General features: G+C 59.6%; 15 protein-coding genes. 3 read left to right on the top strand and 12 right to left on the bottom strand.

Annotated features, from left to right (window positions below; genetic code table 11):
• Nucleotides 1–175: 175 nt before the first annotated feature.
• Together H4317_RS18265 and H4317_RS18260 are read right to left on the bottom strand one after the other, a co-directional pair.
• On the bottom strand, nt 176–1,336 hold the full coding sequence (locus H4317_RS18265; protein WP_185887982.1) for a S1 family peptidase: 1,161 nt from the start codon (nt 1,334–1,336) through the stop codon (nt 176–178).
• Nucleotides 1,337–1,386: 50 nt separating this feature from the next.
• The gene (locus tag H4317_RS18260; RefSeq protein WP_185887981.1) at nt 1,387–1,974 is read right to left on the bottom strand and encodes an RNA polymerase sigma factor; all 588 of its coding nucleotides are present in this window, start codon (nt 1,972–1,974) and stop codon (nt 1,387–1,389) included.
• Between the two features lie 131 nt (nt 1,975–2,105).
• Between H4317_RS18260 and H4317_RS18255 the strand changes: the two genes are divergently transcribed.
• Nucleotides 2,106–2,348 carry a hypothetical protein gene (locus tag H4317_RS18255; protein WP_185887980.1) on the top strand — a complete coding sequence of 81 codons (243 nt, stop codon included), beginning with the start codon at nt 2,106–2,108 and terminating at the stop codon, nt 2,346–2,348.
• A 473-nt stretch (nt 2,349–2,821) separates the two neighbouring features.
• On the opposite strand, the gene H4317_RS18250 is transcribed toward H4317_RS18255, so the two are convergent.
• The 5 genes from H4317_RS18250 to H4317_RS18230 form a co-directional block, all read right to left on the bottom strand.
• A complete protein-coding gene (locus H4317_RS18250; protein WP_185887979.1) occupies nt 2,822–4,600 on the bottom strand; it encodes a hypothetical protein in 1,779 nt (592 codons plus the stop codon).
• On the bottom strand, nt 4,597–6,837 hold the full coding sequence (locus H4317_RS18245) for a DUF4175 family protein (RefSeq protein WP_185887978.1): 2,241 nt from the start codon (nt 6,835–6,837) through the stop codon (nt 4,597–4,599). The genes H4317_RS18250 and H4317_RS18245 overlap by 4 nt, the downstream gene beginning before the upstream one ends.
• Entirely contained in the window at nt 6,834–8,426 is a 1,593-nt protein-coding gene (locus H4317_RS18240; protein WP_185887977.1) for a BatA domain-containing protein, read from the bottom strand. The genes H4317_RS18245 and H4317_RS18240 overlap by 4 nt, the downstream gene beginning before the upstream one ends.
• 129 nt (nt 8,427–8,555) lie before the next feature.
• Nucleotides 8,556–9,434: a DUF58 domain-containing protein gene (locus H4317_RS18235; protein WP_185887976.1), complete on the bottom strand. Its 879-nt coding sequence runs from the start codon at nt 9,432–9,434 to the stop codon at nt 8,556–8,558.
• Nucleotides 9,435–9,529: 95 nt separating this feature from the next.
• Nucleotides 9,530–10,513: an AAA family ATPase gene (locus H4317_RS18230; protein ID WP_185887975.1), complete on the bottom strand. Its 984-nt coding sequence runs from the start codon at nt 10,511–10,513 to the stop codon at nt 9,530–9,532.
• A gap of 185 nt (nt 10,514–10,698) precedes the next feature.
• Here H4317_RS18230 and H4317_RS18225 point away from each other — a divergent pair, with 185 nt between their 5' ends.
• The gene (locus H4317_RS18225) at nt 10,699–11,553 is read left to right on the top strand and encodes a hypothetical protein (RefSeq protein ID WP_185887974.1); all 855 of its coding nucleotides are present in this window, start codon (nt 10,699–10,701) and stop codon (nt 11,551–11,553) included.
• A gap of 18 nt (nt 11,554–11,571) precedes the next feature.
• On the opposite strand, the gene H4317_RS18220 is transcribed toward H4317_RS18225, so the two are convergent.
• A complete protein-coding gene (locus H4317_RS18220) occupies nt 11,572–12,195 on the bottom strand; it encodes a DUF4159 domain-containing protein (RefSeq protein ID WP_185887973.1) in 624 nt (207 codons plus the stop codon).
• A 206-nt stretch (nt 12,196–12,401) separates the two neighbouring features.
• Between H4317_RS18220 and H4317_RS18215 the strand changes: the two genes are divergently transcribed.
• Nucleotides 12,402–13,016, top strand: a complete 615-nt coding sequence (locus H4317_RS18215; RefSeq protein WP_185887972.1) for a porin family protein — start codon at nt 12,402–12,404, stop codon at nt 13,014–13,016.
• Between the two features lie 82 nt (nt 13,017–13,098).
• Here H4317_RS18215 and H4317_RS18210 read toward each other — a convergent pair whose 3' ends face one another.
• From H4317_RS18210 to H4317_RS18195, 4 genes are all read right to left on the bottom strand, one after another.
• Complete coding sequence (locus H4317_RS18210; protein WP_185887971.1) at nt 13,099–14,424, bottom strand: TldD/PmbA family protein; 1,326 nt, start codon at nt 14,422–14,424, stop codon at nt 13,099–13,101.
• 18 nt (nt 14,425–14,442) lie between these two features.
• Complete coding sequence (locus H4317_RS18205; RefSeq protein ID WP_185887970.1) at nt 14,443–16,089, bottom strand: TldD/PmbA family protein; 1,647 nt, start codon at nt 16,087–16,089, stop codon at nt 14,443–14,445.
• A gap of 195 nt (nt 16,090–16,284) precedes the next feature.
• Nucleotides 16,285–17,937, bottom strand: coding sequence for a TldD/PmbA family protein (locus H4317_RS18200; protein WP_185887969.1), 1,653 nt, complete (start codon nt 17,935–17,937; stop codon nt 16,285–16,287).
• Nucleotides 17,938–18,108: 171 nt separating this feature from the next.
• On the bottom strand, nt 18,109–18,801 hold the full coding sequence (locus H4317_RS18195) for a hypothetical protein (protein WP_185887968.1): 693 nt from the start codon (nt 18,799–18,801) through the stop codon (nt 18,109–18,111).
• Nucleotides 18,802–18,836 lie beyond the last annotated feature (35 nt).

Here is an 18,836-nt window from a genome sequence, read left to right as displayed (position 1 = left end):
TCTATCCTAAGGACTTGCGCATATAGTGAAAGTTTAATGAAGCAGGCTTTTTTTCTGCGTAAGCTCACACAGCTGACTGCTAGAATGCACGCTGCCGGTCGGCTGTGTCACAAAAAAAGCCCTGCCGAAGAGGCAGGGCTTTCTATTGTATTTCAGGCTGCATCAGCGAGAAATATCATTCGTACACTTTCACCACGAACACGTAATCCTGTAGCTTCCGGATCTGCTGGGGGCGGGAGCTGCCGGCCAGCTGGTTGGTGCGTGGCAGGTTGTAGGGCTGCACCGAGTTCATGGAACTCAGCGAGTCCACCAGCTTCATCAGGTACGACGACTTAGTGGCGAATGCCGCGCTCTGCACGTCCATTTGCCGGCCGCTGATGATGCCAATCAGGTTGCCCCGGTCATCAAGCAGCGGGCCGCCCGAGTTGCCGGGGTTCACCGGAATGCTGATCTGATAGAAAGCTGAGTCGCCTTCGAAACCCGTGCGGGCACTCAAGGAGCCGTCGTTGTATACTTGGTCTTCACGTGGATAGCCCAGCGTGTAGATTTTCTCGCCCAGCTCAGCTGTGCCACGCTTAAACGAGTAAGGCAGGCGGCCAAAACCGCTGAAGTTTCGGTCTTTGATGCGCAGTATAGCCAAGTCGTGGGCGACATCGGAGAAGACCGGCTCGGCGCGGTACCGTTGCCGGTCGCGGCCCTCAATCAGCAGAGAATCAGCCCCCTGAATGACGTGGTAGCTCGTCACGATATAACCATCTGAGGTGAGGGCAAAGCCTGTGCCGCTGAATTTGCCGGGGTTGATGGCTGCCGGCAACGCGCCAATCTGATTGATGGCCTTGTTCATCACGCGCTGGGTGCGCTTGATACGGTCCACGTCGCGGCGCAGCACTGTGTAACCGTATTGGGTTGGCTGCTGGCGGGCTTTCCACCATTCCAGACCCAAGAGCGTAGTGAATACAGCCAGCACTGCTACCGAAGCAGCTACCATCATGGTAGCCCGGTGTCCATGCCAGAATTCACGCAGCTTTTGCTCGGTGCGCGAAATGTGGAGTTGCGGCATCTGTGGATTGCCGGTTTCCACTACCTCGTCGTCAGCTGTCAGCTTCACCGCCCGCTCAGCATCCAGATCGGCTTGGATGGCGCGCAGCTTGCGGCGCGTGCTCAGGCGCTGGCCGTAGCTGCTCAGCGTAGAGGTCAGGTCCGTAAAATCGGCGTAGCGTTGCGCCAGCACCGGGTCAGCCGACAGGCGGCGCTCCAAGTCAGTGCGCGCCGGAGCAGCTAGCTCGCCGTGCTGGTAAGCCTCAAATAAAGCGTAATAGTCAGCTTCAGTCATCATGGGGTAAGGCGGGTGGGTGAGGCCCGCATTGGCAGGTCAGGGGCGAGATGTCAGAACGATTCTTCTTCCTTGTAATGGGTGAAAAACAGTTTTTTCAAACGCACCAGACACTTGTATTTCTGATTCTTGGCATTGTCGGCGTTGGTGTAGCCGAAGTCTGCCGTAAGTTGCTGCATCGACTTGTCGAGCAGGTAAAAGCCTTCCAAAAGCGAACGGCAGGGCTCCCCGAGTCGTTCCAGCGCCTCGCCCATGGTGGCAAAGCGCCGGTCGCGTTCCTCCGCTTCCAGCAGGTCGGCTTCAGCGCCGGTTTCCAGATACGGCTCGTGGTCATCGAGGCGGCCGCCGAAACGGGTTTTCTCGGTGAGACGCTTGAGCCAGAGCCGGCGGCAGACAGCATACAGGTAGGTTTTGATCTGGCAGCTGAGCTCCAGCGAGCCGTCGCGTACTTTCTCATAAAACACCATGATGCCCTCCTGATAGACGTCCTTGGCTTCGTCTTCGGTGCCGCTGTTCTGCAGCACGTAGTGCGAAACCATGGGCAGGTGCAGCCGGTAGAGCTGAGCCAGGGCCCGGTCGTCGCCGCGGCGGATGGCCGCCACGAATTCGTCATCGGTGTAGGAAGCAGTGGCCTTCGCCATTCACTTTGGTCTTTAATACATTGAGCAGGGTGAAGTAACCCGCTCAAAAAAATATTTATGTTCTGGGTTACCTTCTTCCTTCAGGAGTATGAAGGGGGTTTTCAGACAAATTTTTCAAACTTACCACAACCATGAAGAACCTTCTCAAGGTATCTGCTCTGTTTTTCGCTGTAGCTCTGTCGTCTTGCGAGTCGAAGCCCGCTACGACCGAAGAAACCACTACCACTGAAACCGGTACCGTAGAAACCACGACTCCTGCTACTACGGACTCGACGGCTATGTCGGCTGACACCACGGCTGCTGCTACCACGGCTCCCGCTGCTACCACCGAGGCTTCGTCGACCACGACGACTACCACCACTGAGCAGAAGTAATTGCCAGAAACTGACCGTAGTCAGTTTCTCATAGAAGGGCCGGTTTCCTGCTGGAAACCGGCCTTTTTTTGGATATGTTCAAAATCGGAGTGCAAATAGTCATTGAATATTAAAGTATTTGATATTTAAAATGCAATCTTTGTGCGACGTTCCTTCAATAAACTGCTAGTGGCAGTTTCTTTATATCGTCATATCGTGTCAGGCGCTCTACCTCATCCCAGCTCATCCAATCCCGTTGAGGGAGCAGATGCTACCACTACGCCCACGCCCACAGCAGCGGTTGAAAGTGAGCAAATGCTAGTGCCTGTAACCAATACGGTCTATAAAGTCGGGGATTACCTGATCGGAGACACTGAAGATGCGAAACTAGGCGGCCACCCTGACATCCGTTACTAGCCAACTTGCAATGCATTCCAAGCAAAAACGGCCTTTGAAGGCCGTTTTGCGTTTGTGGAAGGCGCTACTGATGGAAACTAGAGCTTTTCCTCCAGCCACAAAAAACCGGCTGCCAGTACAAACAGCGCAAAAAACCACCCCACTGGCCAAGCAACAGTCACTGCCAACAGTACCGGCTTGCTGGAAACGCTCTGCGCCGACAAAGCCATCTGCGCCCAGCTTTGTTGCTGCGGCCCCAGCCAGTGATTCTTACCAAAAACATAGACCCACTGATTTACCTGTCCTGGGCGCTGCAGCTGCTGCCAGCCCGTTTGTGCGGGCCAGTAGGTGGCTGTATTCCACTCCGGAAGGCCGGTATCCTGCAGCAGTGCCAACTGTGCCAAAGGTTTTCCGGTAGCATCGGAAACCACTGGCGCTCGGGTTGGCCGGACAGTAGCGCTAAGCTGCACCGTGACTGGCAAACCCAAGCGCGGCCACGGCGTAACCACGGTCCAACGGGAGGAGTACTCGGCCGGGCGGGCAGCGGCAGTCAGCAGCCGGCTCCAGTAGGTGTTGTAGGGTGCAGGCGTGTTTTGCAGCAGCCACGGATACGTTTCAGGCAAAGTAGTCACCACTACAGTTCCTTGGCCCAGGCGCTGAGCGGCTGCTACCGGCCGTACTAAACCAGCCACCGAAAACAGGGGCTGCGCCGTGTCATTGAGTTGTAGCGTAGCAGGCACCACTGCGGTAGCGGCCACTTCTGCTAAGCGGCGCGGCCGGTCAATACCGGCGCCCGGTTGCATCTGCACCCTAATGCCCGGAGCAAGTGCTGCTTTGGGTAAAGTAGCCGATTCAGCCAGTAGGATGAGCCCTAAGCCGCCGGTGCGCTGCGCTGAACGTAGCGCCTGCGTCTCTGAAGGTGCACAACTAGCTAATACGGCTGCATCGGCTATCAGCACATCAAAGCGGGCAAGCAGGGCAGAAGTAAGGCGGTTGAGGTCGGTGGTGGGGTGGTTGCTGAATTCAGTTTGAGTAAGCCCCCGACTAATACCAGCCCGCCATGCTACCGCGTGTTGCTGCACCGCCAAGTGGTTTTTCAGGAATTTCAGCTCGAAGGAAGGTGTAGCCGCCAGCAACAGCACCCGAAGCGGCCTAGTAGGCAGCACTTCGGCTGGTACCGGCTCTTGGGCCAGTAGACGCGCAGTAGGGCCAGCCGACAGTGTGGCGACTAAGCGTCCGGCCGTTTTGGGAGTGTAGCGCAGCCGAAAAGCACCCCGCCCGCCCGGCAGCCGCACCGAATCCTGAGTGGCGCCGGCCGATTGCAAGCGCACCCAGACAGCAGTCCGGGCCGAGCTGGTAAAAAAACCTTCCAGCAGTAGCGGCTGCCCCAACTCTACGCTCCGGTTCCAGTAGGCTGTCTGGAAGCCCGTAAAAGCGGGTGGTGTATGCGGTATCACGCGTATCGAACCCAGTTCCGGCATTACGGCCGGCGGAAGCCCGGTGCCCAGCACGTGCAGCTGGCGTAACACAGGCTGCTGCTCGCGCAAAATGCCGAGACGGGCAACTGAAGGCGTGTCTGAGCGAACGGCAGCAGACGTATTAGGCTGATAGCGCCAGATGCGGGTGGCAGGGCCAAGTCGGCGTAGCAGGGCACTGAGCGTATCAGGCTGATAACCGGAAGTGAGTAGGATGGCTTCGGCCTGCGGAACAGTGCTGGTCCTGTGAGGCGGGTATGCCGTTAGCCAGAGCGCCGCCACAGCTAGTATACTGGCCACTACGCGGGCCGCCCGACGGCGTGGGTCGGGGCGTTTCCAGGCGGCCACGGCTAGGCCTAGTGCCAGCAGCAAGCAGGCTATCAGGAGGGTATACACTATCATAGTGCTTGCAGGTAGCGTTGGCCCAGCCGGTCGGGGCGGGGAGGGCGAGCCGGTGCAGCGGGTGGAGCCGGCAGCAAAGTCGCCAGTGCCTTCTCAGAAGGAGCAAAGCAGTGTTGGCAGACCGCTCTTCCGGCACGAATGTCGGTGGTGAGTTGGCGTAAGGCACGCAAGGCGGGTAGATAGGCTCCCGGGCGCTGCAGGGCCGCCTGCGCCACGGCCTGCCCGGCCCGTTCCAGCACCAGTGCATCGGCAGGAGTGGCTGCCTGGCCTGCCTGCAGAGCAGCCAGCAACCGTACCGCTGCTCTTATTTCCGGCTGGCCTGCCGGCGCAGGAAGCTGCCGGGAAATGCGCGGTACTGCTGTGCCGGCCAGGTCGCCGGAAAGGCGCAGGGTAGCTTCGGGCAGCACGGGTGGCTCGTAGCCCGACTTCCGAACGAAGGCCCGAGTTTGCTGCTGCACCTGCTTCAGAAGTCGCAGCGCGCGGTATTCAAATGGGCGGGCTTCGGCAGGCTTGGCCAGTCGCAACCGTAGCTCTGCCTCCCACATCTGGTTCAGCACGCCTCGCAGCTTGGCTTTCACGGCCGGCTCCAGAAAATCGGCCGTTTCCGAGTCGTCGTGCTTGTGGATGTACGGGTCCATCAGCTCCTGCGTGTTGCTGGAGCCGCTAGGTGAGCTGTGGTCATCGGTGCCATGGTTGTGGGCGGCATGTTCGGCGGGGTTTTCGTTGGCGTGCTCGTCGTGTTCCTCCGTCGTGTCTTTTTCAGCCGCTGGCGGAGCGGCTGTTTCTCCAATGCTGCCTTCAAACTCCTCACCCAGAAACTTGCCGTAGCGCAGGCGCAGAATTTTCTGGTCGTGGCCCAGGTTATTGGCACGGTCGGTGAAGGTGGCGGCCGGCAAAGTAGCGCGCTCGGCCATCAGCTTTTCCGTGTCGATGATGATCTGGCGCTGGCTGCGGAAATAGGCCGGCACCACGTTCACGCTCAGCGACAGATCTGTGAGGCCGTCTTGCACGGTCGTATCCTCCCACTGCACGAGGTAGGTATCGGAGCGGGTGAGGTGACGGGCATTGTCGTGGGCGCGCACATAAAAATACACCTCGTCGCCGTAGGTGAGGCCCAGCGCTGGCAACCGCAGTAGGGAAGACAGCGTGGCTTGGCGTGGCTGGCCGCGCAGGCCACTGCTCAGGTCCGTCACTACTTCCCTGAATTTCACGGCCTCGCCCTGGCCCTGCGCTACGGTAGCGACCAACTGCGCGTCCTGCAGACCGTATTCGTCGCGCAGCGCCACCCGGATGGCTACCTGAGGGCGTTGGCCGAATTCGATGAGAGTATAAGGTTTTGGGGTTTGAATCTGGATGACGGGCGGCTGGTCGGGTAGCACTTCCAGCGCGTAATCATCAGACGTCTTGCCCGCGAACCGCAGCCGATACAGGCCTGAGGCTGCCACTGGCAGTTCTACGGCATACTCCAGCGGCTGGCCTGCTACTGGCTGAAATGTCAGGCGCTGCCGGCCCAGCTCCAGCACTGGCGCCGCTGCACCGGCCCGCGAAACACGCACCGTCCAGCGGACCCGTGAACCAGCCGGGCAACTGAACGACAGGCTGGCGGGCGTGAAAGCCGGGCGGCGGGTGTAAGCTGGCGGCTGCACCCGAATGCGGGTTTCAAGGAGCTGTGGAGGAGTGGGTTTGCCGGGCTGAACGGGTGTTGGGGTATCCGGGAAATGCACCACCAGCTTCGGTACTGTTGCTTCTGCTTTGTTCGGCCTGTATAGCCAGCTGCTTGCTGCTACCAGTAACAAGATACCCGTGAGCCAGCCCGTCAACCGCCACGAAAACGGTAGCAGTTGCAGTTCACTCTGCTGCAGTTCCAACAGTCGGGTGTGCACACGCTGCTGCTGCAACTGTTCCAGCAGGTTCAGGGGCGGCTCCGTTGAGCTGTGCAGAAGCAAACCGGTGCTGTCTTCCAGCGCCGGATGCAGCCGGTCGAGGCGGCGGGCTACGGCCGCCAGCCGCGGCTGACGCAAACGGTAAATGCCATACGCGGTGCCCAAAAGCACCAGCAGAATTCCTGTGCCGACAGCCGGCCACATCTGCGGCCAGTGCCGTGCCCAAGCCAGAACGGCCAGCAGTCCTGCGCCTACTGGCACCAGCAACGTCCCTGAGCGCCGGTTCGCCTCCAGGCGGGCTATGCTCTGCAGCACCTGAGAGCCAGCTGGAATAGAAGTAGCAACCGTGCTCATAGCGACGAGGAAGATAAGGAAACTGATCTGCGACGCGCCAGCCAGCGTTCCAGCGCAAACAACAACAACGCCGCCAGTAGCAGCCCGGGCCGTAGCTCTACTGCCTGAGGAGCGGGTTGGATAGTGACCGGATTGCTTGAAACAGGAGCCACTACAGAAGCCAGAGCACCGAGCTGACGCGGATCAAGTTGCCGCAAGTCGTGAGCGGTAATACCTACGGCGGGTTCCGATTCGGAGCGGAGCAACTGCAGGAGCAGTACGGGCAGCACGGAGCTTTCCGGCAGGCTGGTCCAGTCAGATTGCAAACGGGTGCGCAACTGGTAGCGGCTGCCCTGGCCCAGCGGCTGGCGCAGCAAAACGGGTTGTCCGGTTCCGGTCTGCCAGATGATGGTCTGGCGTGCTACCACACCGGTATCGAGCCGCCGAACAGCAACAGCGGTTTCATCAGCCAGTCCGTTTAGAGCCAACCGGGCTTCTACGGGGCTGCCTTTTAGGGCTTCATGCCAAAGATTTCCGCCCTGCCGGGCCTGCAATAGCCAACTGGCCGGGACTGGCTGGTCGCTCAGCCAGAAAAACCAGTCGGTTTGGTTCGGCAGCGGGGCGGTGGGCGTGGCGGTGCGCAGATCCAGAGGCCGGTGTAGGCCCAGCGCGGCGGCCCGTAGCGCCGCCCGCAGATAGCGCCCGGCTGCAGCATGTGCGGCATCAGCATACAAGACTACCCGTAGCGGTGCTGTGTGGATGGCAACAGCTGGCTGGCCGGCGAGTTGTAGCACAGGTTTCGGGCCTGGCACGTATTCCAAACCGGGCAGGGCAGCTACCGACAGGCGACCGGCAGTGCGAGGATGGCGCAGGGCTACAGTACGAAAGACAGTGCCTTCTTCCTGGCTGCGGCCAACGAGCAGCCGCAAGGTGTCGGGGTGAGGCTGCCAAGCCTGCGCCAGCCAGACGGCCGAATCGGGTAAAGGCACAGTTTGCCACGTCAGGCGAGCCGGTAGCGCTGGGCGAGCCCCGATGAAATACGGCAACGCGGCCCCGGTAATAAGGTGCAGTGGTCGGCCCGGAAACGAGTCAGCTGCCTGCCGGGCACGGGCCCAGTAATCGTCAGCCACAGTTGTAGCAGAATCGGCAACACGAGCTAAAGTGAGCAGTTGCCGTAAGGAGTCTGGCTGATTCCAGGCATGAGCAGAAACCGGCCGGAAGCCTGGTGCAAACAGCCGCAACGAGTAGCCTTGCCGCCGCAACGAATCGAGAGAAGGGCGCAGGGCCGGCAGCACATCGGGCCGCAGCAGTTGGGGGGCCAGCAATACCACTCCGCGTGCCACCTGCGCTGGCCGGGGCCGCATCCAGACTGGATCCGCTACCACCAACGCCAGCAACGCCACCAAGGCAGCCCGAAGCAGCAACAGCCACACCTGTTCGAGCCGCAGATTGCGCAGGCGGCGGTTGGCGGCAGCCTCCAGCCAGCGCACACTGCCCACTCGTACCGTGCGCCCCGGCCGCCGGTTCCAGAGGTGAATGGCCACTGGTACCGCCAGCCCCAACAGGGCCAGCAATCCGGCGGTGGCATGGTGAAAGAGAAACGCGGGCAAGGAAAGATGAATAAGTTGCTGGTAGAAAGGTCGGAAGTAAGGGACTAAGGCTGCGCGAACTGCAGGTAACTCACAAAAGGAAGCGCCATTAGGAGAGGATGTTCTAGTGCAATAACCCAGCGGCTGGCGCTACATAAGGGCCTTGTCGCGTCGGCGCAGGAACTCGCGCAGAGCCTGGGTGAGGGGTTCGGCAGTGCTGAGCTGATGGTAATCGAAGCCGTGGCGGCGCGCCTGCCGGGCCGTTTCGCGCAGCCACTCCTGCAGCTGCTGCTGCCAGCCGGCACGCTGCTGGTCGGCGTTGAGCTGCAGGCGCTGGCCGGTTTCCAGATCCTCAAACGTCACGGCGCCACGGAAGCTGAACTCCAGTTCGTTGCGGGCCATCAGGTGCAGGAGTAAGACTTCGCCAGAAGCCGCCCGCAGCCGCGTGAGCAAGCTATTTATTTCCGCATCCGTCTCGTACAGGTCGCTTACGCAAATGGTCAGGGCACGCTGGCGGCGGGCCGTGAGGGGGGCAAGGGTTTCGAGGGAAGGAAAAGAGCCGGTAGCCTCCGCCGTTTCGAGGGCATGGTAGAGGCGCGGCAACTGACGGGCATCGGCACGGGGCGGCAGATGGCGCAGGCCCGCCGGGTGCAGAATGGTGAGGCCCACGGCATCGCCTTGCTGCGTAGCCAGGTAGGCCAAGGCCGCCAGCAGCAGCCGGGCGTAGTCGAGCTTGGTGAGGCCATTGTCGTCGGCGTGATTCATGCTGGCGGTAGCATCCAGCACAAGATGTACGGTCAGGCTTGTGTCCACTTCCGATTCGCGCAGATAATACCTATCCGAGCGGGCCGCTAGGCGCCAGTCGAGGCGGCGCAGTTCGTCGCCGGGCTGGTAGGGGCGGTATTGGCTGAACTCCATGCCCGCGCCTTTGCGCCGGCTCAAGTGCTGGCCGTGCAGAAACCCTTCAGCCGCCTGCCGGGCCGCTAGCGGCAGATTCTGTAAGGCGTACAGGAGTTCGGGGCTAAGCATTGGTTAAGTTAGAATTAGTGAACGTCATGCTGAGCTTGCCAAAGCATCTCTACCGCTGGCTTGCCTCAGCATGACGGGCTATTGTGCCTTCTAGTCTATACCGCTACTGCCTTCAGCAGCTCCCGCACGGCATCATCGGCGGTCAGGTTTTCGGCTTCAGCATTGAAGTTGAGCAATACGCGGTGGCGCAGCACGGCCGGAGCCAGCGCCCGAATATCGTCGAGGGTAGCCGCGAACCGGCCCTGCAGCAGGGCGCGGGCTTTGGCGCACAGAATCAGCGCCTGGCCGGCCCGCGGGCCCGCACCCCAGCGGCCATAGTCCTTAATGAACTTTACTTCCGACGTGGCCGGGCGCGTAGCTCGCACCAGCCGGTTCACAAAGCCCAGCAACTCGGGACTCAAGCTCACTTGCCGCACCAGTTGCTGCAGTTGCCGTACGTCCTCGCCGGCCAGCACCGGGCGCACTTCGGGCCGCGCCGTGCCGGTCGTGCCGCTCAGCACCGCCAGCTCCTCCTGCTCCGTAGGGTAGCCAATGCGGATGTAGAGCAGAAACCGGTCGAGCTGGGCCTCGGGCAGCGGGTAGGTGCCGCTTTGCTCGATGGGGTTTTGGGTGGCCAGCAGGAAGAACGGCTTGGGCAACGCGTGCTCCTGGCCGGCATAGGTCACATGGCCCTCTTGCATAGCTTCCAGCAGTGCCGCCTGCGTTTTGGGTGGCGTCCGGTTGATTTCATCGGCCAGCACGAGGCTGGCGAAAATGGGGCCTTCGTTGAACTTGAACGAACGGTGGCCGGTGCCATGGTCTTCCTCCAGAATCTCGGTGCCGAGAATATCAGTCGGCATCAGGTCGGGCGTAAACTGAATGCGGCGGAAGGGCAGGTCGGTGGCCTGGGCTAGCGTGCGTACGAGCAGTGTTTTGGCCAGGCCTGGCACGCCTTCCAGCAGCGCGTGGCCGCCAGCGAGCAGCGCCACCAGCACCTCATCCAGCACGGCTTCCTGCCCCACAATTACTTTGGCAATTTCCTGGCGTAGCGGCGGCAGCTTGGCAAGCAGGCGGGTAACGTCTTGTTCGGTTGAAATCACGAAAAGAGGAAGGTAAAAGAAGGCGTGTAAAGTCTGATTATAGGGGCTGTTTGCCGTTCTGAAAGGCGTTTTGGGGCAGAAGGCGAGAAAAATGAAAAGTCTGATTCAGGGCGAGAATGGTTTGCCGACTGGCTGCCACTCGCGCACATTTGACTCATCCTTATCCACTCTCTCTGTCTCGTGTCATGAACTCATTTACCAATTTCCGGCAGCACTCCTACAAACGGCTTTTCATACTAGTGGCTGCATCACTGCCCGCCTTTGCAGCTTTGGCGCAGGAGCACGAACCAGCCAATCCGCGTGTACTGGGCCAGCGGTTGCCAAGCCAGGAGCTGGCAGCCGCCAGTTTCGGCTCTGAAACCAGCGCTGGTCTGCTGGCTAGCGCCAGTCCAGTGGCCCCGGCGCAACTAAGATACGAGCAGCCAACAGACCAGCTGCTTCTGCTCAGCAGCAACACACCCGATTCTCTCAAGGCCAAACCGATGGCTCCGGCCGAGGGTTTCCACAATGCCGTGCGGTTTGATGTAGGCGGGGTACTGGCCAGTAATTTCGCCAATGCAGCCATGGGCAACAGTGGAGCGCTATTCCCGTTTCTGGCTTCCTACGAGCGGCAGGTAGGCGCTCGATTTAGCGTGGTGGGCGAGGGCCTCCTGAATGGGGGCAGTTACTCGGAGCGCAAAGCGGGCGTATCGGTGCAGGGGCGCTACTATTTCCGCCCGCAGCGGGGCACGCAGGCCCTGGCCGGTTTCTATTTGGCCCCGGCTGTGGCTTTTCGCAGCGTGAAACTGTCGGGCCGTTACGAGCCAACGCAGCAGCGGCGGTTTGTGGGTGCCGGGGCGTTGCTAGGGTGGCAGGGTTCGTTTAAATCCGGCAGCCGGTTCTTCCTGGATGTGTCGGCCGGCCTGATGAACTGGCAGCACGTGGGGCAGGACAAGTTTAAAGCATCGCCCTATGGTGGCTACCAGACCGAGCAAAAGGCCTACTACGACACGCACCAGACCGATTTTGACGGACGCCTGGGGCTGGGCTTCCGGTTTTAAACAAGCCGAAATTTTCCGTTACGCCGTGAGAGCATAGAGCAGGATGTTCACGCCGAATTTGGTGTTGTCTTCAGCCAGAAAGCGCTTGTTGCGGAAGTCGTAGTCCCACTCGCAGCCGTAGTCTTTGTTGGAGTAGAGCACGCCCAGCCGGCCGTTGATTTCGATGCCTTTCAGGTAGTCGTGCACCAGGTCGTCGCCCCAGCCGTTTAGCTCGAACGAGGTGGGCGGCGGTCCATCCGGAAACTTGAAAAACTGCGAGTAGATGGCGTGCGTTTTGGGCAGCTTCTTGAGCGCGCCGGCCCCGAAACACTGGCGCATCTGCTCCTCGAAGGAGCGCGCAAACAGCCCGTCAATGTCGTGGTTGCAGTCATCCACGAACACGAAGCCGCCGTTGCGCACGTACTGGGTGAAGTTCTTTTTCTCCTGCGCTGAAAACTGCACCAGCTTGTGCCCCGACAGGTAGCAGAACGGGTAGCGAAACAGCTCGGCCGAGTCCAATGCTACTACTTTCTCCTTCTGGTTCACCGGAATTTTGGTGTACTGAATCAGAGAATGGAGCAGGTTGGTGGGCATCCGCTCGTCCACGCCGTCCCAGTCGCCGGAGCGGTATTGCAGGCGCACGAAGGTGAAAGGAGCAGGCATTAGGAGCGGACAGAGAGAAGACGATACAGGCAGGCGAAGAACACCGGAGCTACAGACACAGCAGTGGCGGCAAGGTGGCTTCGGTGGCAAAATACTCTCCGAATGGTGCTTGGGAAGTTATTGACCAAAAGTTATAGGGCTATTCTGTATGCGTAGGGCGGCTGTTTTACGTTAAGAGCTTCTGCAACAGCAAACTGCTCAACGCTATGAAAGCACACTCTCTCTTATTTCTGCTGCCGCTGCTGGCCGCTACCAGCGCCCAGGCACAGTTCGGAATCAAAGCCGGTATCAATGGGGCGATACTCGATGGACAAAACATTGAGATGGAAACGCGCTACAAAACCACATTCCACGCCGGTGTCTTTGCCCGGATTCCGGTGCTGGGTCCGTTGTCCATTCAGCCGGAAGTATTGTATTCGCTGCAAGGTTCGGAGTTCCGCTCTACACTAGCCAACTACGAAACCAAGCTGCACTACCTCAACGTGCCGGTGCTGGCCCGCGTGAAAGTAGGCCCTGTGTTTGCCGAAGCCGGCCCGCAGTTTGGCGTGCTGCTTGGGGCGCGTGAAGATGGCACCCTGCGCATCAGCGCCGCCGATGGCTATGGCCCCGTAGACCGCTCGGCCGACAGCAACTACAAGAAAACCGACTTCGCCCTTGCAGCCGGAGCCGGCATCGAAGTCGGCCACCTGATTCTAGGGGCGCGCTATACGGCCGGCCTCAACGATATCAATGATGTGCGAGACCTGAACGGTGCCAACGACCCACGCCTGAAAAACCGCGTCATCCAAGGCTATATCGGCATTCGGTTCGGCGACGAATAACCCTAGGCAGATACAGTAAATAGAAGCCCCGCTTTCCAGCCGGAAAGCGGGGCTTCTATTTACTGTATCTGCCCAACGTTTGCTACACCGCGTCGGAGAGGCTCGTGAACGTAAAGTCGCGCACTTTGAGCGGGGGCACCATATTACCGCCCAAGCGTTGTGGTTTGCCGATGGCCTCTATGTTGTTGAGCATAATCACCGGGCTTTCGTTGAAGCGCATGTTTTTGATGGGGTGCTTGATCTTGCCGTTCTCGATGTAGAACGTGCCGTCGCGCGTGAGACCCGTCACGAGCAGCGTCTGCGGATCAACGTCGCGGATGTACCACAGGCGCGTAATCAGGATGCCCTTGGCCGTGCCCTTTATCAGATCCTCGACGCTTTGCGTGCCGCCTTCCATTACGAATCCGCTGGGAAAAGCCGTGGCTGGCTTTTTGTTCTTTTCGGCCCAGAAACGGGAGTAGTAGAGGTTCTTCATCACCCCTTTTTCTATCCACGTCATGCGCTTCACGGGCAGGCCGTCGCCGTCGAACACGCGGCCGGGGGCGCTAGCGTTCAGCGGGTCGGAGTAGATAGTCACGCGCGAGTCGAACATTTTCTCGCCGAGCTTATTGCCACCTCCTTTCTTGCTCAGAAATGAACGGCCTTCGTCGGCTTCCCGCGCGTCCAGCGCATAGATAAGTCGGTTCAGAATGCCCTCGTCGGATACCAGTGCGGCGGGCTCCAGAATTACGGTGTACTTGCCGGGCTCAATGGCTTTGGCTCCCACCGAACCGGCCGCTTTGTCGGCTGCACGCTTGGTCATGGCTTTGGTATCGAACTTCGCGGCGTCCGTGAAGTCGCCCACGGCGTAGCCCGAGCCGGTGCCATCGGCGGTGCGCACGGTCACGGAAAAGTCGAGGTTGGTCGACTGCTGGTAGCCTTCGAGTCCCTTGTTGTTGCGGATGGCCACAAACCGGGGCCCGTCTTCGAGGTAGCCAGCGGCTGTGAGCTTGCGGCTCTCGCACAGCGCAATGCTGTCGGCCGCTACCTGGGCCCGGAAATCGGGGCTGATGGCGGCGGTGCTGGCGGCGTAGGTGATGGGCGTCAGAAACTGCTGTGGGCCTAGCATGGGCACGTATTCCGGGTCTTCGGGGGCGAGGCGCGCAATTTCCTCAGCCCGCTGTACGCAGCGGCGCAGTGTAGCGTCATCGAACTGGTTGCAGGTAGCCACGCCGGCTCGCTTGCCGAATCGTGCCTCTACCACCATACTCACGTCGCTGGAAGAGCCGGCTGTGCTTACCGCATTGCGGGCGTAGCGGATATTGCCGGTAGTGCTGCCATTGAGCTGGGCGGCGCACTCGTCGGCAGTCGAGAAGCTGAGGACTTTTTTGAGGATAGCCTGGGCTTCGTCTTTGGAAAGAATTGCCATTGTGAATGAGCTGAATACTTAAATTTTGCGGGCCGTATTGATGACGTTGACGCCGTTGAAGCGCGTGGTGCTGGAGCCGTGGCTCACGGCGGATATCTGGCTGGGCTGGCCTTTGCCATCGAAGAAGGTGCCCAAGAACCGATAATCGGAGGCGTCGCATATGGCGGCGCAGCTGTTCCAGAATTCCTGCGTGTTGGCCTGGTAGGCCACGTCCTCTATCATCCCCGTGATTTTGCCTTTCTCAATGGCATAGAAGACTTTGCCACCGAACTGGAAGTTGTAGCGCTGCTGGTCGATGGAGTAGGAGCCTTCGCCGGCAATGTAGATGCCCTTGTCCACCTTGCTGATCATCTCATCCACGCTCAGTTTCTCCTTGCCGGGCTGCAGGCTCACGTTGGGCATGCGCTGAAACTGCACGCTGCTCCAGGAGTCGGCGTAGCAGCAGCCATCCGACTCGGTCTGGCCCACGATGTGCGCCTGGTCCCGAATCTTCTCATAGTTCACCAGTTTGCCTTCCTTTATCAGGTCCCACTCTTTGGTTTTCACGCCTTCATCGTCGTAGCCCACCGCACCCAGCGAGCCGGGCTGCAGCTTGTCGGCCACAATGTTCACGAGCTTCGACCCATACGGTGCGCCTTTGGCTTTCCACTCCAGCGTAGCGAAGCTGGTACCGGCATAGTTGGCTTCGTAGCCCAGCACGCGGTCCAGCTCCAACGGATGGCCTACCGATTCGTGAATCGTGAGGCCCAGGTGCGACGGGTCGAGCACCAGGTCGTACTTGCCGGGTACCACGCTCTTGCAAGTGAGTTTTTCCTTCACCTGTTTAGCAGCCAGGGCAGCATCTTCCAGGATGTCGTAGCGCTGCTTGTAGCCGATGACACTGGTGCCCTGCGGGCCGGCCATTTTATCACTGGCGCGGGGCGTCAGGTACTCATAGCCCAGTCCCATCGGCGAGGCCATGGCGCCGCGCGAGCGGAACTTGCCCGTGGTCCGGTCTACCACCGTCACATCGAACGTGGGCCAGATGCGGTGCACGTCTTGGTCGATGTAGGAGCCGTCGGTGCTGGCGAAATACTTCTGCTCGTTGATCTGGAACAGTGCCGAATTCACGAACGAAGCGCCGTTTTCCAGGGCTTTGCCGTTGGCGGCCAGCAGCAAGTCCACTTTTTCCTTCACGGGCACCTCAAAGAAGTTCTTCTCAATCGGGGTTTTCCAGGATACCTCGCCGTAGCCTTTCTGTGGCGCCAGCTGCACCGGGGCTTTCTGGACCTTCTGGTTGGCTTTGGCAATGGCTACGGCGGTGCGGGCGGCTTCCGCCAGGCCGGCCTCCGTCACGGTATTGGTGGCCGCAAATCCCCAGGCGCCGTTTACCAGCGCCCGTACGCCTGCCCCAAAACTCTCCGTGCTAACAATGTTCTGCACCTGCTTCTCACGCGTGAAAACGTACTGATTCAGGTAGCGTCCAATCCGCACATCGGTGTAACTGGCCCCGGCCGACTTTGCCGCATTCAGGGCCGCATCGGCCAGCCGCTTCTTCAGGGCCGGGTCGATGACGTCGAGTAGCTGTTCGGGCTCCACGAAGATGCCACCCATGCCGGGCAGGCTCGGGAGCAACAGGCCCCCAGCCGCCAGACCGGTAAGCCCCACAAAATCACGTCTTCTCAAGGTGGTTGGGGTGAAAAGTGATAAGAAAGAAAGTGGGCCCGGCAGGGCCGCAAAGCAGAATCGACCGACAGATGCGCTATAGCCGGTAAGGGTTGTGCGGAGGGTTGATAAATATTAGAAAAACCAGATGATAAAGCAACGGCCTGCCGGATAGATTCCAGCAGGCCGTTGTAGCATGAGCAGCATCAGCGGCGCCTAAATCTTGCGGGCCGTGTTGATGACGTTGACGCCGTTGAAGCGCGTGGTGCTGGAGCCGTGGCTCACGGCCGAGCTTTGCGAAGGCTGGCCCTTGCCGTCGTTGAAGAAGCCCGCAAACCGATAGTCGGAGGCGTCGCAGCTGCCGGCGCAGCTGTTCCAGAACTCCAGCGTGTTGGTCTGGTAGGCCACATCTTCCAGCATGCCCGTGATTTTGCCTTTGTCGATGGCATAGAACACCTGCCCGCCGAACTGCGAGTTGTAGCGCTGCTGGTCGATGGAGAACGAACCGTTGCCGGCAATGTAGATGCCTTTGTCCACGCCTTTCACTAGGTCGTCTACGCTCATTTTGGTGGCGCTGGGCTTGAGGCTGATGTTGGCCATGCGCTGGAACTGCACATCCTGCCATGACTGCGAGTAGCAGCAGCCATCCGACTCCTTCTGGCCCACAATGTGCGCCTGGTCCCGGATTTTTTGGTAGTCCACCAGCTTGCCTTCCTTTATCAGGTCCCACTCTTTGGTTTTCACGCCTTCATCGTCGTAACCAACCGCGCCCAGCGAGCCAGGCTGCAGCTTGTCGGCTATGATATTGACCTGCTTCGAGCCATACGGCGTACCCTTAGCCTTCCACTCCATCGTCGCGAAGGAAGTACCGGCGTAGTTGGCCTCGTAGCCCAGCACGCGGTCCAGCTCCAGCGGGTGGCCTACCGATTCGTGAATTGTGAGGCCCAGGTGGTGCGGGTCAAGCACCAGGTCGTATTTGCCGGGCACCACGCTCTTGGCGGTCAGCTTTTCCTTCACCTGCTTGGTTGCGCGCACAATGTCCTCCAGCATGTCGTAGCTGTTGCGGTAGCCGAACACATCGGAGCCGGCCGGGCCGGCAATTTTGTCGGCAGCCTTGGGTATGAGGTACTCGTAGCCAAGGCCCATCGGGGCGCTCAGGGCCTGGCGTGAGCGGAACTTGCCCGATGCTCTATCAATAGCCGTGACGCCGAACGTGGGCCAGATGCGGTGAATGTCCTGGTCGATGTAGGAGCCGTCGGTGCTGGCGAAATACTTCTGCTCGTTCACCTGAAACAGCACCGAATTCACGAACGAAGCGCCATTTTCCAGCGCTTTGGCGTTGGCATTCAGCAGCAGGTCCACTTTGTCCTTGATGGGCACTGTGAAGGCGTTCTGCTGAATAGGAGCCTTCCAGCTCACCTCGCCAAACCCCTGCTGCGGGGCCAGCTGCACCTTCTCCTTCTGCACCACCGAGTTGGCCTTGGCAATCTGCACGGCCAGTTGGGCGGCTTTGGCCATGCCGGCCTCCGTCACGATGTTGGTGGAAGCAAAGCCCCAGGTGCCGTTGGCAATAACCCGAATGCCCGCGCCGTAGCTCTCCGTGCTGACGATGTTCTGTACCTGCTTTTCGCGGGTGAACACGCCCTGGTTGAGGTAGCGCCCGATGCGCACATCGGTGTAGGTGGCGCCGGCGGCTTTGGCAGCATTCAGAGCCGCATCGGCTAGGCGCTTCTTGATGGCTGGGTCATCGGCTGCGTCCAGCAGGCGCAGCGTGTCTACGCTAGTGCCGTTGCCGAAGCCCGGAATACTGGGCACAAACAGGGCACCAGTGGCCAGGCCGGTAAGGCCTACAAAATCACGTCTTTTCATACGAAGAAGGGTATTCAGATAGGTTGGGTTGGGTGGCACAGATTGCGCTGTGCGCTACACGGCTTCTGAAGGCTGATGAAAGAGAAGCCACGGATGTTGAACAAAGGGTAGCGGGCCCCGGCTTACCAATGGCTTTCGAGTTGATGGGTATGATGTCAGCGTTAGCAACACTTATTGGCCAGTGCCCGAGGTACTACCGATATGAGCGTTGAACTCCGTGATAATAGAAATCATGTTGCGGTAGTGATAGTCTTTTTCGCCTGCCCGCACCTTGGCAGCCAGCTCAGGGTAGTCCTGCAGATACTGACTCATCACCTCTTTAAAGGAGCCCCGATATACCTGCATCAGAAAGCCGTTGCGCCGGACGAAAAAGTGGCTGTTGGTGTAGGGTATGGCCGCGCCCAAAATAGAGCCGGCCACGGGTATGGGTACCGGTATGCTCTGTGCTTCGGCCTGCAGAAACACTTCTACCGGCCCATTCACAAACCGCTCAGCCAATATTTCTTGGTCATATAGTTCGTCGGAGCCGTCAGGCAGCAACATTGTCTCTAAATAATGGGCTCCGGCCGTTATGCTATGCACCCGGGAAATTTCCACCGTCTGCTTCTTTGGCTTAGGTTTGCTTTTAGGGTGAGCCCGATAGTAGATGAAGTCAGTGCCAATACCGGGGTACATAGTTGGGATGGGCACATACCCCTGAATAAGGTGCCCATCGAGCAGACGAATAGTGCCGGGTAGGAAGGATACGTAGTTGTTTTCGCGGTATACAGCCTTAGCAGAAGCTTCGGCAGCAGATGAGTCAGGCTGCTGAGCAGTGCTTGCGAAAGGCAGTAGAAAAGCGGTTGCGTAAAGAAATTGCTTCATGCGGATATATTTAAAAAAGAAATAAAACGACGTCC

Origin of the sequence: Hymenobacter sediminicola (assembly GCF_014250515.1) — a bacterium.
GTDB classification, from domain to species: Bacteria; Bacteroidota; Bacteroidia; order Cytophagales; family Hymenobacteraceae; genus Hymenobacter; species Hymenobacter sediminicola.
The sequence above is the reverse complement of the archived record's forward strand: the minus strand, read 5'-3'. Positions and strand labels throughout refer to the sequence as shown.

Coding starts and splice junctions, on each gene's coding strand:
- H4317_RS18265 (WP_185887982.1), bottom strand. CDS start 1,336: ATGATGACTGAAGCTGACTATTACGCTTTATTTGAGGCTTACCAGCAC.
- H4317_RS18260 (WP_185887981.1), bottom strand. CDS start 1,974: ATGGCGAAGGCCACTGCTTCCTACACCGATGACGAATTCGTGGCGGCC.
- H4317_RS18255 (WP_185887980.1), top strand. CDS start 2,106: ATGAAGAACCTTCTCAAGGTATCTGCTCTGTTTTTCGCTGTAGCTCTG.
- H4317_RS18250 (WP_185887979.1), bottom strand. CDS start 4,600: ATGATAGTGTATACCCTCCTGATAGCCTGCTTGCTGCTGGCACTAGGC.
- H4317_RS18245 (WP_185887978.1), bottom strand. CDS start 6,837: ATGAGCACGGTTGCTACTTCTATTCCAGCTGGCTCTCAGGTGCTGCAG.
- H4317_RS18235 (WP_185887976.1), bottom strand. CDS start 9,434: ATGCTTAGCCCCGAACTCCTGTACGCCTTACAGAATCTGCCGCTAGCG.
- H4317_RS18225 (WP_185887974.1), top strand. CDS start 10,699: ATGAACTCATTTACCAATTTCCGGCAGCACTCCTACAAACGGCTTTTC.
- H4317_RS18220 (WP_185887973.1), bottom strand. CDS start 12,195: ATGCCTGCTCCTTTCACCTTCGTGCGCCTGCAATACCGCTCCGGCGAC.
- H4317_RS18215 (WP_185887972.1), top strand. CDS start 12,402: ATGAAAGCACACTCTCTCTTATTTCTGCTGCCGCTGCTGGCCGCTACC.
- H4317_RS18210 (WP_185887971.1), bottom strand. CDS start 14,424: ATGGCAATTCTTTCCAAAGACGAAGCCCAGGCTATCCTCAAAAAAGTC.
- H4317_RS18200 (WP_185887969.1), bottom strand. CDS start 17,937: ATGAAAAGACGTGATTTTGTAGGCCTTACCGGCCTGGCCACTGGTGCC.
- H4317_RS18195 (WP_185887968.1), bottom strand. CDS start 18,801: ATGAAGCAATTTCTTTACGCAACCGCTTTTCTACTGCCTTTCGCAAGC.